Source organism: Falsirhodobacter halotolerans, from assembly GCF_022899245.1.
Lineage (GTDB): Bacteria > Pseudomonadota > Alphaproteobacteria > Rhodobacterales > Rhodobacteraceae > Falsirhodobacter > Falsirhodobacter halotolerans.
The window spans coordinates 1,407,891-1,420,860 of sequence record NZ_JALJAZ010000001.1 but is presented as its reverse complement, the minus strand read 5'-3'; the positions used below and the strand labels follow the sequence as shown (position 1 = coordinate 1,420,860).

Here is a 12,970-nt window from a genome sequence, read left to right as displayed (position 1 = left end):
GCGACATTCGATTATCTTGCGATCAGGGCGGCGGTGGCGATCGCGGCGATCCCCTCCTCGCGCCCGGTAAAGCCCAGTTTTTCCGACGTGGTCGCCTTCACCGAAACACGACCGACCTCCACCCCCATGATCCGGGCCAATTCCGCTTGCATCGCCGCCGCATGTGGTCCCACCTTGGGATATTCGCACACCAGCGTGACATCGCAATTGGCCAGATCGAAACCGCGATCCCGGGCCAGCTTCGTCGCATGGTCAAGGAAGATGTGGCTGGCCGCGCCCTTCCATTTCATGTCGCTGGGCGGGAAATGGCGGCCGATATCCCCCTCGGCCAGCGCGCCATAGATCGCGTCGGTCAGGGCGTGCATTCCCACATCGGCGTCCGAATGGCCCTGAAGCCCGCGCCCGTGCGGCACCTTGACCCCGCACAGCCAGACGTGATCGCCCGTGCCGAACCGATGCACGTCATAGCCGTTGCCAAGGCGGATATCCATTTTCATGTCCTTCAACATTCGTTCGGCCCGGGCCAGATCGGCGGGCCATGTCACCTTCATGTTCGTGTCGCAGCCCAAGACGATGCTGACGTCAAGACCGGCGGCCCGCGCGATTTCCACATCGTCCGCCGCATCCTGCGGATGGGCGTCATAGGCGGCCATCAGCGCGTCGTAGTGAAACCCTTGCGGCGTCTGCGCGCGCCAGAGGGCGGTTCGGTCTTCGGTGCCCGTGACTTCCCCCTGACCCCGCCACAGGGCGTCGGTGACGGGCAGGGCGGGGGCCGCCCCGGCGGTCCGGTCCAGCGCCGCAAGAACCCGGTCGATCACCGCGCGCGACACCAGGGGGCGTGCGCCGTCATGGATCAGGACGCGGGTGACGCCGGTGCCGCGCAACCCTTCCAGCGCCCGACGAACGGACGCGGTGCGCGACGCTCCGCCCTCTACCAGCGGCAGACCCAGACCTTCGGCCAAGGGGCGGTCGTCGGGGTGGATGACCAGAACGCGGTCCATTCCGGCAAACGCGTCGATCGTATGCGCGACAAGGGGCCGACCAAGCAGTGGTTGCCACTGTTTCGGGCCGTCCCCGCCCGCGCGGGTGCCGCGTCCGGCGGCAACGATGATGGCAACGGTTGTCATTCAAGCGATATGACACGCCCTGCGAAGGGTGGGAAGACAAACAACTGGCGCAAAATACGGCAACATGATTAATATATGGGCAAGCGAGCCGATGACGGGCGATGTTGCGCCCTGCGGAAATTGTAATGGCCCGTGTTTCATCCTAATCGAACCCTAACGCCCAAGGTTTGAGCAGTTGTCGATCCACATCGCCCCCATATCCATCGATCCGCCCGTGTTGCTGGCCCCCATGGCCGGGATCACCGATCTGCCGTTTCGTCAGGTGGTCGCGGGGTTCGGCGCCGGGCTGGTCGTGTCCGAAATGGTGGCGAGCCAGGAGGTGGTGCAGGCCAAACCCGCCGCACGCGCCAAGGCGGAGCTGGGCTTCGGTCAGGCCGCGACCTCGGTCCAGTTGGCGGGTCGCGATCCGTATTGGCTGGCCGAGGCGGCCCGGTATGTCGAAGGGCAGGGGGCGGCCATCATCGACATCAACATGGGCTGCCCGGCCAAACGGGTGACCTCCAGCGGCGGAAACGGGGCCTGCGGGTCGGCGCTGATGCGCGAGCCCGATCTGGCCTTGCGCCTGATTGAGGCGGTCGTCGGGGCGGTCCGGGTTCCGGTCACGCTGAAGATGCGGCTGGGATGGGACGATGACAGCTACAACGCCCCCCTCATCGCCGCGCGGGCCGAGGCGGCGGGCATCCGCATGGTCACCATTCATGGTCGGACGCGGTGCCAGTTCTACAAGGGCGCCGCGGATTGGGCGGCCATTCGCGCGGTGAAGGAGGCGGTGCGCATTCCGGTCATCGCCAATGGCGATATCACGGGTCCCCAGAGCGCAGCGCAGGCGATGGACCTGTCCGGCGCGGACGGGGTGATGGTGGGGCGCGGGGCGCAGGGCCGCCCGTGGGTGCTGGCGCAGATCGCCGCCCACCTGTTCGGCGCGCCGCCGCCGGTCGTCCCGCAGGGCGACGCGCTGGCCGACCTGATCGCGGGGCATTACGCCGCGATCCTCGCGTTCTATGGCACGGATCTGGGGGTGCGAATCGCGCGCAAGCATCTGGGGTGGTATCTGGAGGCGGCGGGCGCGCCAAAGGGGCAGATCCTGCATCTGACCGACCCCGATCAGGTCGTGTCTGCCCTGCGCCAGGCCCTTGGCACGCAGGCGGCGGCATGACGGCGCCCTTCCTCATGCCTGGCGGCACGATCTGGTCCAGCCTGCCGATTCCCGCGATGATCGTGGACCCGGACGGTCGCATTCTGGCCATCAACCCGGTGGCCGAAACGTTCCTGAACGCATCCGAACGCAGTCTTCTGGGGCAGCCGATTCTGGACCGCTTGTCCATCGACGCGCCGATGGAAGAAGCCATCGCGCGGGTGCGCACCAATCAGTCGGCGGTGTTCATCAACGATGTGGACGTGACCACGGGCGAACGCGCGCCCATTCAGTGCAACCTTCAGATCGCGCCCCTGAATGACATGCCGCAGGCGCTGATGGTGATGATCTGGCCGCGCGAGATTGCCGACCGGCTGGGCCGCGTCGCCAATTCCCGCTCTGCCGCGCGGTCGGCCATCGGCATGGCGGAGATGCTGGCGCATGAGATCAAAAACCCGCTGGCAGGCATTTCAGGGGCGGCGCAACTGATCTCGTTGAACCTGAACGCCGAAGATCGCGAACTGGCCGACCTGATCGTCGAGGAAACGCGCCGCATCGTGAAACTGCTGGAGCAGGTAGAGCAGTTCGGCAACGTGCGCCCGCCCGACCGCCGTGCAGTGAACATCCACGACGCGCTGGACCGCGCGCGCCGGTCGGCCATGGTCGGCTTTGCCCGCACCATGCATATAGTCGAGGATTACGACCCGTCCTTGCCCGCGACCTTCGCCGATCCCGATCAACTGATGCAGGTGTTCCTGAACCTGATCAAGAACGCGGCGGAGGCGGCGGGCGATCAGGGCGGCACGATCCGGTTGCACACCTTCTACGACTTCTCGCTCCGTCTGCGCCGCGCGGACGGGCAGGGCAGTTCGCTGCCCCTGCAGGTGGAGGTGATCGACGACGGCCCCGGCATCAAGCCCGAGATCGCCGCCGCCATCTTCGACCCGTTCGTTTCGGGGCGCGAGAACGGGACGGGCCTCGGCCTCGCCCTCGTATCCAAGATCGTGGCCGATCACGGCGGCATCATCACGGTCGACAGCGCCCCCGGGCGCACCGTATTCCGCGTATCCCTTCCCGTCGCCCCGCGCGAGGCGACCCTTGCGATGGAGACCTGACATGGATGGCACCATTCTTGTTGCTGACGACGACCGCACGATCCGCACCGTCCTGACGCAGGCGTTGACGCGGGCGGGCTGCAAGGTCCATGCCACATCCTCGCTCGTCACGCTGATGCGTTGGGTGGAGGAGGGGAAGGGCGACCTCGTCATCTCGGACGTGGTGATGCCGGATGGGAACGGGCTGGAGGCGCTGCCCCGCATCTCCAAGCTGCGGCCCGGTCTGCCGGTGATCGTGATTTCGGCACAGAACACGATCATGACGGCGATTCAGGCGGCCGAGGCGGAGGCCTACGACTATCTGCCCAAACCCTTCGATCTGCCGGACCTGATGAAGCGGTCGGCCCGCGCGCTGGACCAGAAACGCCGGTCGCCCGCGCGCGCGGCCCCCGTGGCCGAGGCGACGGACGATCTGCCGCTGGTGGGGCGCACGGCGGCGATGCAGGCGCTTTATCGCCTTGTGGCGCGGGTGATGAACACGGATCTGGCGGTGCTGATCACCGGGGAATCCGGCACGGGGAAATCCCTGATCGCCAAGGCGATCCATGATTTTTCCGACCGGCGGAACCAGCCGTTCGTCGTGGCACAGGCTGCCGATCTGGCCGGCGGCGATGCGGTGGGCGCGCTGATGGCGCGGGCCAAGGGGGGCAGCTTGGTCTTTGACGAGGTGGCCGATTACGACGACGAGACGCAGGCCCGGATCGTGCGGTTTCTGGACCAGTTGGGCAACAACGCCCCGCGGATCATGGCCACCTCGCAATCCGATCTTTCGGCCCGGATGGAACATGGGGCCTTCCGGCAGGACCTGTTCTATCGCCTGGGTGGGGTGACCCTGCACGTGCCCAGCCTGCGCGAACGGGTGGACGACATTCCGCTTCTGGCCGACCATTTCCTGGCGCGGGGCGAACGCGACATGGGCGCCGCGCGGCGGCTGAGCGCCGAGGCCCGCGATCTGGTCCGCGCCTATGGCTGGCCGGGCAACGTCCGCCAGTTGGAAAACACGCTCCGCCGTCTCATGGTCACTTCCTCCGAGGTGGAGATCACCCGGTCGGAGGTGGAGGCCGTTCTGGGTGCGCAACCGGCGATGGAGCCGCTGAAGGGCGGGGGCGAGAACGAGAAGCTTTCGGCGTCGGTCGCGCGGCATTTGAAACGGTATTTCGATCTGCATGGCGGCGCCTTGCCACCGCCCGGCGTCTATCAGCGCATCCTGCGCGAGGTGGAGGGGCCACTGATCGAGATCGCCCTGGATGCCACGGCGGGAAATCAGGCGAAATGCGCGGACCTGCTGGGGATCAACCGCAATACTTTGCGCAAGAAGATCACCGATCTGGATATCCGCGTGACACGCCGCCGCAAGCTGATGTAAAACGGCAACATAAGGCGCATCGCGGTTGGTGCCCATCATCCGGCATTCGGGGGCCTGACGCTTCTTGCGATCCGTTGCGCGCAACACGATGTTCACGACCCTGTCCCGCCTGCGCCGTCACAGGCGGGTGCAGACCTTGTCCACCTTCGTGCTGGTGGCGTTGGGGCCGATCTTCACCGCGCTGACGTTGCTGTTTCTGGGGCCGATGAACCTGTCGGGCAACACGCCCGCCCTGCGTCTGATTCTTCTGGCCGATCTGATCTATGTGCTGGTGGTGGCCACGCTGGTGACGGCGCGTGTCGCCCAGATCATTGCCGACCGCCGCAGCGCGTCGGCGGGATCGCGGTTGCACCTGCGCTTGTCGGGGGTCTTCGCACTGGTGGCGCTGGTGCCAACGATCCTTGTGGCGGTGTTCGCCGTCCTGACCTTGAACTTCGGGCTGGAGGGATGGTTTTCCGATCGTGTGCAGAGGGTTGTCGGCAACTCTCTCAGCGCCGCGCAAGCCTATGAGGCGGAGCATCGCCAGGATCTGACCGAGGATGCGCAGGCCCTTGCGCGCTATCTCGATTCCGCCAAGCGCACGACGTTTTTCCTGCAGGACGACCAACTGCGTCCGATCCTGAGCCAAGGTCAGGAATTGGTGCAGCGCGGTCTGCGTGAGGCTTTTCTGATCGACGGCGTGGGGGAGCTGCAAACCCGGGGGGAGCGCAGCTATCTGTTCGATTTCGATCCGCCGACGCCCCAGGCGCTGGCCGAGGCGCAACAGGATGGCGTGGCCCTGATTCAGGATTGGGCCAACAACGAATTCCGTGCGATCGTGCGGCTGGACGCCTTCCCGGACCGCTTCCTTTACGTCACGCGCGAAGTGGATGGCCAGATCCTGAGCCTTCTGGACGACACGCGGGAAACGGTGCGTCTTTATCATCAGCTCGAGGCGGATCGGGGGCGGATGTTGTTCGAATTCGCGCTTCTCTATCTTGGTTTTGCGCTGATCCTGATCCTTGCGGCGGTTTGGTTGGGCCTGTGGTTCGCCGAACGTTTGGCGGGTCCGGTGGGGCGTCTGGCCGGTGCGGCGCAGCGGGTCGGGTCCGGCGATCTTGACGTGCAGGTCAAGGAAGAAAACGGTGACGACGAGATCGCAATTTTGGGGCGCCTTTTCAATCAGATGACCCGACAACTTAAGCATCAGCGCGAGGATATCGAGGCCAGCCATATGCAGGTCGAACTGCGTGGGCGGCTGTTCAACTCCGTTCTGTCGTCGGTGACGGCGGGCGTGATGGGCCTGACCGCCGGGGGGCGGATCGACTTCATCAACCGCGCGGGGCAGCGGATGCTGGACATGCAGGTCTCGGACGTGCCGCTGGACGTGGCGGTGCCCGAGTTTTCGCATCTTTTCAAAAAGCTGCGAGAGGTTGGTGGAACGGTGCAGGAGGAAATTCGCCTGACCCGTAAGGGGCGTCTGGAAAGCCTGCTGGTCCGAATGTCCGTGCGCGAAAGCGCCGAGGGGCTGGAAGGTTATGTCGTGGCCTTCGACGATGTGACCGATCTTGTCAGCGCGCAACGGATGGCCGCCTGGGGCGATGTGGCCCGCCGCATCGCGCATGAGATCAAGAATCCGCTGACCCCGATCCAGCTTTCGGCCGAACGCATCAAACGCAAGTTCCGCCCCGTGGTGGGTGACATGGCGGGCGATCTGGAGCAATATACCGACGTGATCGTCCGTCAGACCAACGACCTGCGGCGCATCATCGACGAATTTTCGCGTTTTGCCCGTATGCCCGAACCCCAGCGGGTGGAGGAGGATCTTGCGCGCCTTGTGCGCGAGGCGGCGACCCTTCAGGCGGGGCTGAACATTTCCGTCACCGCGCCAGAGGGCGCCATTCGTGTCGATCTGGATCCGACCATGATCTCGCAAGTGCTGACGAATCTTCTGAAAAACGCGGGGGAAGCCATTGAAGATGCACAGAAAAAAGGAAATCTTTCCGATCAGGGTCAGATCCGTCTTTCCGTCGTGACCGAGAACGAGGCGGCGGTGATCCGCATATCGGATAACGGAAGTGGCCTTCCCGCCGATAGATCGCGCCTTTTCGAGCCCTATGTCACCCACAGAGAAAAAGGGACAGGTCTGGGGCTGGCCATCGTGAAGAAGATTGTCGAGGAACATGGGGGCACCCTGTCGCTGACGGATGCGCCGGTGTTCGACGGATATACCCATGCGGGGGCGCTGGCCGAAATTCGGCTTCCGCGCTCCCCCCGTCGGGGCACCAAGAATGGAGAAGGTCAATGAGCAGCATCCTGATCGTGGATGACGAGCGCGATATCCGCGAACTGGTCGGCGACATCCTGAAGGACGAAGGGTTCAGCATCCGGCTTGCCGGAAACTCGGACGACTGCATGGCCGAGATCGAGAAGGAGGCCCCTTCGCTCGTGATCCTCGACATCTGGCTGAAGGACAGCCGGATGGACGGGATCGACATTCTAAAGACGGTCAAGCGCAACAACCCCGACGTGCCGGTGGTCATCATCTCAGGCCACGGCAATATCGAAATCGCGGTCGCGGCGATCAAGCAGGGCGCTTACGACTTCATCGAAAAGCCGTTCAACATCGACCAGCTGATGGTCGTGGTGACGCGCGCGATGGAAGCCTCGCGGTTGAGGCGCGAGAACAACGAACTCCGGCGCAAGGATGTCAGCTCGACCAAGATGCTTGGCGCGTCGCCCGCGTTCAAGGTGCTGCGCGCGCAGTTGGACAAGGTCGTGAAGTCGAACGGCCGTGTGATGCTCAGCGGACCGGCGGGATCGGGCAAGGAAATGGCGGCCCGCTACATTCACTCCAACTCCAATCGCGCCGAGGCGCAATTCGTCACCGTGTCCTCGGCGGGGATCGAGCCGGACCGGATGGAGGAAATCCTGTTCGGGCGCGAAACGTCCGAGAGGGGTCTGGAAAAGGGTCTGCTGGAACAGGCACATGGCGGCGTCGTGTATCTGGACGAAGTGGCCGACATGCCCTCCGGCACGCAGTCGAAGATGCTGCGCGTTCTGGTGGAGCAGCAATTCACCCGCGTGGGCGGGGTGGAGAAGGTGCGCGTCGATCTTCGGGTCATCTCCTCCACCTCGCGCGATCTGCGGGCCGAAATTTCGGCAGGGCGGTTCCGGCAGGAGCTTTACGACCGGCTGAACGTGGTCCCGATCGTCGTTCCCTCGCTGGAGGATCGGCGCGAGGATATTTCCGAACTGACGCGCAGCTTCATCGAGGTGTTGCACAGCACGCAAGGCTTGCCCCTTCGCGCCCTGTCGCCGGATGCCGAAGCGGCGTTGCAGACGATGCATTGGCCGGGCAACATCCGCCAATTGCGCAATGTGATCGAACGGGTGCTGATTTTGGGTGAGAGCAGCGGGCCGATCCAGGCCTCCGAATTGCCCGGCGGGACGGCCGGCAACGGCAATGACAGCCGGATGGTGATCGGCGGCGCCTTGGCCACCATGGCCCTGCGCGAGGCGCGCGAGCTGTTCGAGCGGGAATATCTGCTGACGCAGATCAATCGTTTCGGCGGCAATATCAGCCGCACCGCCAGCTTTGTCGGGATGGAACGGTCGGCCCTGCACCGCAAGCTGAAATCGCTGGGTGTGGTCAAGGGTCGCGATGTCGAGGACGATCTATGAAGGTCATCATCTGCGGCATCGGTCAGGTCGGCTGGCAGATCGCCAAACAACTGTCGGGGGAACGCAACGACGTGACCGTGGTGGACATGTCCGCCGACCTGGTCCGGCGCGCGACCGAGACGCTGGACGTTCAGGGGGTCATCGGATTCGCCAGCTATCCCGACGTGCTGAACCGGGCGGGGGCCAAGGACGCCGACATGATCATCGCGGCCACCCGGTCGGACGAGGTGAACATGGTCATCTGTCAGGTGGCGCATTCGATCTTCAGCGTGCCCCGCAAGGTGGCGCGTCTGCGGGCGCAAAGCTATCTCGACGCCATCTATGCCGATCTTTACCAGTCCGGGCACATGCCGATCGACGTCGTGATTTCGCCCGAGAAGGAGGTGGCGGAGGCCGCCTTGCAGCGTCTGGCGGCCCCGTCCGCGTTCGATACCGAAAGTTTCATGGATGGGCGCGCGCAACTTCTGGGCATCGCGTTGGAAGAGGACTGTCCGGTCCTGAACACGCCGCTGCGCCAGTTGAACGACCTGTTCTCCACCCTGCGGGCGATCGTGGTGGGCATCCGCCGCGACGGCAAACTGTTCGCGCCGGACCCTGAAGATCAGTTGTTCGCCGGCGATTCGATCTATGCCTTCACCCATTCGCATGACGTGGCCCGTGTGCTGGAGATATTCGGCAAGGCGCTGCAACGGCAGGAAAAGGTGGTGATCGTCGGTGGCGGTGCGGTGGGTCTGGCCGTGGCCGAGGCGTTGGAACGGCAGTCGCATCGCGTGCGGGCCAAACTGATCGAACGCAACCGCGACCGGGCCGAGGTGGCGTCCGATGCCCTGTCGGACACGATCGTGCTGAACGGCGACGGGATGGACAGCGAGCTTCTGGCCGAGGCCGATATCGGGCGCGCGGATGCGGTGCTGGCGCTGACCGATGACGACAAGACAAACCTGCTGACGGCCGTCCGCGCCAAGCAGTTGGGGTGTCCGCTGACCATCGCCCTTGTCAACGATCCCACGCTGATCGCCCTTATGGCCCCGCTGGAGATCGACGCGCATATCAACCCGCGCGCCACCACCGTCTCGTCCATCCTGCGCTATATCCGGCATGGGCGGGTGCGGCAGATCTACTCCATCGGCGATGCCGAGGCGGAATTGATCGAGGCGCAGGTCCTCTCCACCTCGCCCCTGGCCGGGCGGATGATTCGGGACATCGACTTTCCCGACGGTGTGCTGGTGGGGGGCGTGCTGAAGGGCGATGTCGTCATGAAGCCCGCCGGCGATCTGCGCATCGAGGAAGGCAACATCATCGCGATCTTCGCGATGAGCGCGGACGTTCCCGAGGTGGAGCGCCTGCTGCAAGTGACAATCGATTTCTTCTGATGGCCCGCCTGTCGGCGCTTCCGATGATGATCTGGGTCATGGGCATCGCCGCCCTGGCCATGTTCGCACCCGCGTCCCACGCCCTGGTGCGGGGCGAGATGGAGACATCCCGCGCGTTCTTCTATTGCGGGGTGCTGCTGCTGATCCTGACGGCGATGATCGCGTTGGCCAGCCACGGCACCCATGCGCGCGATCCGGCGCGGGCCTATCTTGCGTCGATCGTCGGGGCCTATCTTCTGGTGCCGGTGTTGTGCGCGGTGCCCTTTCATTGGGCCGTCGGGAACACCAGCTTCCAGAACGCGTGGTTCGAGATGCTGTCCTCCTTCACGACCACGGGGGCGACGCTTTATGACGCGCCCGATCGCCTGTCGCCCAGCCTGCATCTGTGGCGTGGGATCGTGGGGTGGCTCGGCGGCTTTTTCGTCATCCTGAACGCGGTGGCGATCATGGCGCCGCTGAACCTTGGCGGGATCGAGGTGATCTCGGGCCGCGCCCCGGGCCGCGCGAACCTTGGCGCCTGGATCGAGGCGGCCGAGCCGCGCGAGCGGTTGGTCCATCATTTCCGCCGCCTGTTTCCGGCCTATGCCGGTTTGACCGCGGTGCTGTGGGCGGCCTTGCTGGTCGCGGGGCAGCCGGGGCTCCACGCCTTTTCCTTTGCCATGGGAACCCTCTCGACCTCGGGCATCTTTCCCGGGGTCGATCTGTCCCAGACCCCGCGCATCGGGGCGGAGATGCTGATCTTCGTGTTCTTCGCCCTGGCCATCACGCGGCGTCTGATGCCCGGTTATCATCCGACGATGCACGGGCGAAACTGGTGGCACAACCCGGAGATCCGGTTCGCGGCCCTTCTGCTGCTGACCGCGCCGACCGCGCTGGTGCTGCGCCACTGGTTCGGGCAGGTGGATTACGCGGGCGGGGTGGGGCAATTCATCAACGCCCTGTGGGGCAGCCTGTTCACGACGCTCAGCTTCCTTACGACGACGGGATACGTCTCCTCGGGGTGGGAAGTGGCGCGCGGGTGGTCGGGGCTTGATTCGTCGGGGCTTATCCTTCTGGGGCTGGCGGTGGTCGGCGGGGGGGTCGGGACGGCGGCCGGCGGCGTGACGCTGCTGCGTGTCTATGCCGTTCTGCGCCATGCGCAGCGCGAGATGGAGCGGATCGTACACCCGTCCTCGGTCGGCGGCGGGGGGCCGTTCGCGCGCCAGATCCGGCGGGACGGGGCCTATCTCGCTTGGATTTTCCTGATGCTGTTCGGCCTGTCGGCCACGGTCGCCATGTTGACGCTGGGTCTGTTCAACGTGCCCTTCGAACCGGCGCTGATCCTTGCCGTGTCGGCCCTGACGACGACCGGGCCACTGGCCACCGTGGCGGGCGAGGTGCCGATCCTGTGGTCCGAGCAATCCGGCCCCGCGAAGATCATCCTGGGCCTGACCATGATCCTGGGCCGGGTGGAGACGCTTGCGATCCTGGCCTTGCTGGCCCCGTCGGGCTGGCGGCGATAAGCCCCGGATTTGCACTGGAAACCGCGGCGATCCCGCTTCATATTATGGCTGTCCGTCACTGCGGGCAGGGAAGAAAGCATATAACGATAAGGCATCAAAATGGCCGCTGATAAGCAAAATCTTCAGGACGCGTTCCTGAATCATGTCCGCAAGGCGAAAGTTCCCGTCACGATCTTCCTGATCAACGGTGTGAAGCTTCAGGGCGTCATCACCTGGTTCGACAATTTCTGCGTGCTTCTGCGCCGCGACGGCCAGTCGCAGCTTGTCTACAAACACGCGATCTCGACCATCATGCCGGGCGCGCCCATCAACCTTTATGAAGGCGAAGACTGATTTCCGACACGTCCGACATCCCGACCGGCCACGCGACGGAGGCGCGCCCGACGCGCGCCTTTGTCCTGCATCCCGACTTTCGCAACCAGCGCACCCGGCGCCTTCCCGAACACGCCTTGGCCGAGGCGGAGGCCCTTGCCGTCGCACTGCCCGGCCTGACCATCATGGGGGCGGAGGTGGTTCCCGTACCCAAGGTCGCCCCGGGCGCCCTGTTCGGATCGGGCAAGATCGAAGAGCTGGGCCAGCGCCTGAAGGCGGATGAGGTGGAACTGGTCCTTGTGGACGGTCCTGTAACCCCGGTGCAGCAGCGCAATCTGGAAAAGGCCTGGGGGGTCAAGCTTCTGGATCGGACCGGTCTGATCCTGGAGATTTTCGCCGACCGCGCGCAGACGCGCGAGGGGGTGCTGCAGGTCGAACTCGCGGCGCTGTCCTATCAGCGCACGCGTCTGGTGCGCGCCTGGACCCACCTGGAACGGCAGCGCGGCGGCCTTGGGTTCGTCGGCGGCCCCGGTGAGACGCAGATCGAGGCCGACCGCCGCGCCATCGACGAACAGATGATCCGCATCCGTCGGCAGTTGGAAAAGGTGGTGCGCACGCGCGAATTGCACCGGGCGGCGCGGCGCAAGGTTCCGTTCCCCATCGTCGCGCTGGTCGGATACACCAACGCGGGCAAGTCCAGCCTGTTCAACCGTCTGACGGGGGCCGAGGTGATGGCCAAGGACATGCTGTTCGCGACCCTTGATCCGACATTGCGGGCGGTGGAACTGCCGACCGGCCTCAGCGTGATCCTGTCCGATACGGTGGGCTTCATCTCCGACCTGCCGACCCAGTTGGTCGCCGCCTTCCGCGCCACGCTGGAGGAGGTTCTGGAAGCGGACCTGATCCTGCACGTCCGCGACATCGCCCATCCCGAGAGCGCCGAGCAGGCGGCGGATGTGAACGACATCCTGCAAAGCCTTGGCGTCGATCCCTCGGTGCCGATGTTCGAGGTGTGGAACAAGCTCGACCTCCTGTCCGGTTCGGCGCGCGAAACGGTCGTGGCGCGGGGGGAGCAGTCGGGCGCGGTGTTTCCCCTTTCCGCCGTGACGGGTGAGGGGACGGATGCGCTGATCGCGGCCATTACCCAAGCCTTGGACGAGGAACGCCAGACCGAAACCCTGACCCTTGACCTGGGCGCGGGGCGCAAGCGGGCCTGGCTGCACGAGCATGGGGTGGTGGAGCATGAAGCGGCCGACGACGATGCCCTGACCATGACGGTTCGCTGGACGGCGCGGCAGAAGGCGCAGTGGGAACGGATCTGATCCCGGTGGGTTCGCCCTCGCGGGGGGGGCGTTCAGCCAGTCAGGATGCCGTTTC

The 12,970-nt window shown here is 65.1% G+C and carries 10 protein-coding genes; 9 read left to right on the top strand and 1 reads right to left on the bottom strand.

Going from position 1 to position 12,970, the window contains the following annotated elements; translation table 11 throughout:
* Positions 1-11 precede the first annotated feature (11 nt).
* Positions 12-1,127, bottom strand: a complete 1,116-nt coding sequence (locus tag MU449_RS07550; protein ID WP_244737416.1) for a bifunctional 2-C-methyl-D-erythritol 4-phosphate cytidylyltransferase/2-C-methyl-D-erythritol 2,4-cyclodiphosphate synthase — start codon at positions 1,125-1,127, stop codon at positions 12-14.
* A gap of 229 nt (positions 1,128-1,356) precedes the next feature.
* On the opposite strand from MU449_RS07550, the gene dusB reads away from it, so the two are divergent.
* The 9 genes from dusB (at position 1,357) to hflX (ending at position 12,915) form a co-directional block, all read left to right on the top strand.
* On the top strand, positions 1,357-2,283 hold the full coding sequence (gene dusB, locus MU449_RS07545) for a tRNA dihydrouridine synthase DusB (RefSeq protein WP_425310590.1): 927 nt from the start codon (positions 1,357-1,359) through the stop codon (positions 2,281-2,283).
* Positions 2,280-3,377, top strand: coding sequence for a two-component system sensor histidine kinase NtrB (locus MU449_RS07540; protein WP_244737414.1), 1,098 nt, complete (start codon positions 2,280-2,282; stop codon positions 3,375-3,377). The genes dusB and MU449_RS07540 overlap by 4 nt, the downstream gene beginning before the upstream one ends.
* Position 3,378: 1 nt before the next feature.
* A complete protein-coding gene (locus MU449_RS07535) occupies positions 3,379-4,743 on the top strand; it encodes a response regulator (RefSeq protein ID WP_244737413.1) in 1,365 nt (454 codons plus the stop codon).
* Between the two features lie 64 nt (positions 4,744-4,807).
* Complete coding sequence (locus tag MU449_RS07530) at positions 4,808-7,030, top strand: sensor histidine kinase NtrY-like (protein ID WP_244737412.1); 2,223 nt, start codon at positions 4,808-4,810, stop codon at positions 7,028-7,030.
* Positions 7,027-8,406: a nitrogen assimilation response regulator NtrX gene (gene ntrX, locus MU449_RS07525; RefSeq protein ID WP_244737411.1), complete on the top strand. Its 1,380-nt coding sequence runs from the start codon at positions 7,027-7,029 to the stop codon at positions 8,404-8,406. Before MU449_RS07530 ends, ntrX begins: the two co-directional genes overlap by 4 nt.
* A complete protein-coding gene (gene trkA / locus MU449_RS07520) occupies positions 8,403-9,779 on the top strand; it encodes a Trk system potassium transporter TrkA (RefSeq protein ID WP_244737410.1) in 1,377 nt (458 codons plus the stop codon). Before ntrX ends, trkA begins: the two co-directional genes overlap by 4 nt.
* The gene (locus MU449_RS07515) at positions 9,779-11,281 is read left to right on the top strand and encodes a potassium transporter TrkG (RefSeq protein ID WP_244737409.1); all 1,503 of its coding nucleotides are present in this window, start codon (positions 9,779-9,781) and stop codon (positions 11,279-11,281) included. Before trkA ends, MU449_RS07515 begins: the two co-directional genes overlap by 1 nt.
* A 99-nt stretch (positions 11,282-11,380) precedes the next feature.
* Positions 11,381-11,614 carry an RNA chaperone Hfq gene (gene hfq / locus MU449_RS07510; RefSeq protein ID WP_054303569.1) on the top strand — a complete coding sequence of 78 codons (234 nt, stop codon included), beginning with the start codon at positions 11,381-11,383 and terminating at the stop codon, positions 11,612-11,614.
* Positions 11,611-12,915: a GTPase HflX gene (gene hflX / locus MU449_RS07505; protein WP_244738988.1), complete on the top strand. Its 1,305-nt coding sequence runs from the start codon at positions 11,611-11,613 to the stop codon at positions 12,913-12,915. The genes hfq and hflX overlap by 4 nt, the downstream gene beginning before the upstream one ends.
* Positions 12,916-12,970 lie beyond the last annotated feature (55 nt).

Coding starts and splice junctions, on each gene's coding strand:
- hfq (WP_054303569.1), top strand. CDS start 11,381: ATGGCCGCTGATAAGCAAAATCTTCAGGACGCGTTCCTGAATCATGTC.
- dusB (WP_425310590.1), top strand. CDS start 1,357: ATGGCCGGGATCACCGATCTGCCGTTTCGTCAGGTGGTCGCGGGGTTC.
- MU449_RS07515 (WP_244737409.1), top strand. CDS start 9,779: ATGGCCCGCCTGTCGGCGCTTCCGATGATGATCTGGGTCATGGGCATC.
- trkA (WP_244737410.1), top strand. CDS start 8,403: ATGAAGGTCATCATCTGCGGCATCGGTCAGGTCGGCTGGCAGATCGCC.
- MU449_RS07535 (WP_244737413.1), top strand. CDS start 3,379: ATGGATGGCACCATTCTTGTTGCTGACGACGACCGCACGATCCGCACC.
- MU449_RS07540 (WP_244737414.1), top strand. CDS start 2,280: ATGACGGCGCCCTTCCTCATGCCTGGCGGCACGATCTGGTCCAGCCTG.
- MU449_RS07550 (WP_244737416.1), bottom strand. CDS start 1,127: ATGACAACCGTTGCCATCATCGTTGCCGCCGGACGCGGCACCCGCGCG.
- ntrX (WP_244737411.1), top strand. CDS start 7,027: ATGAGCAGCATCCTGATCGTGGATGACGAGCGCGATATCCGCGAACTG.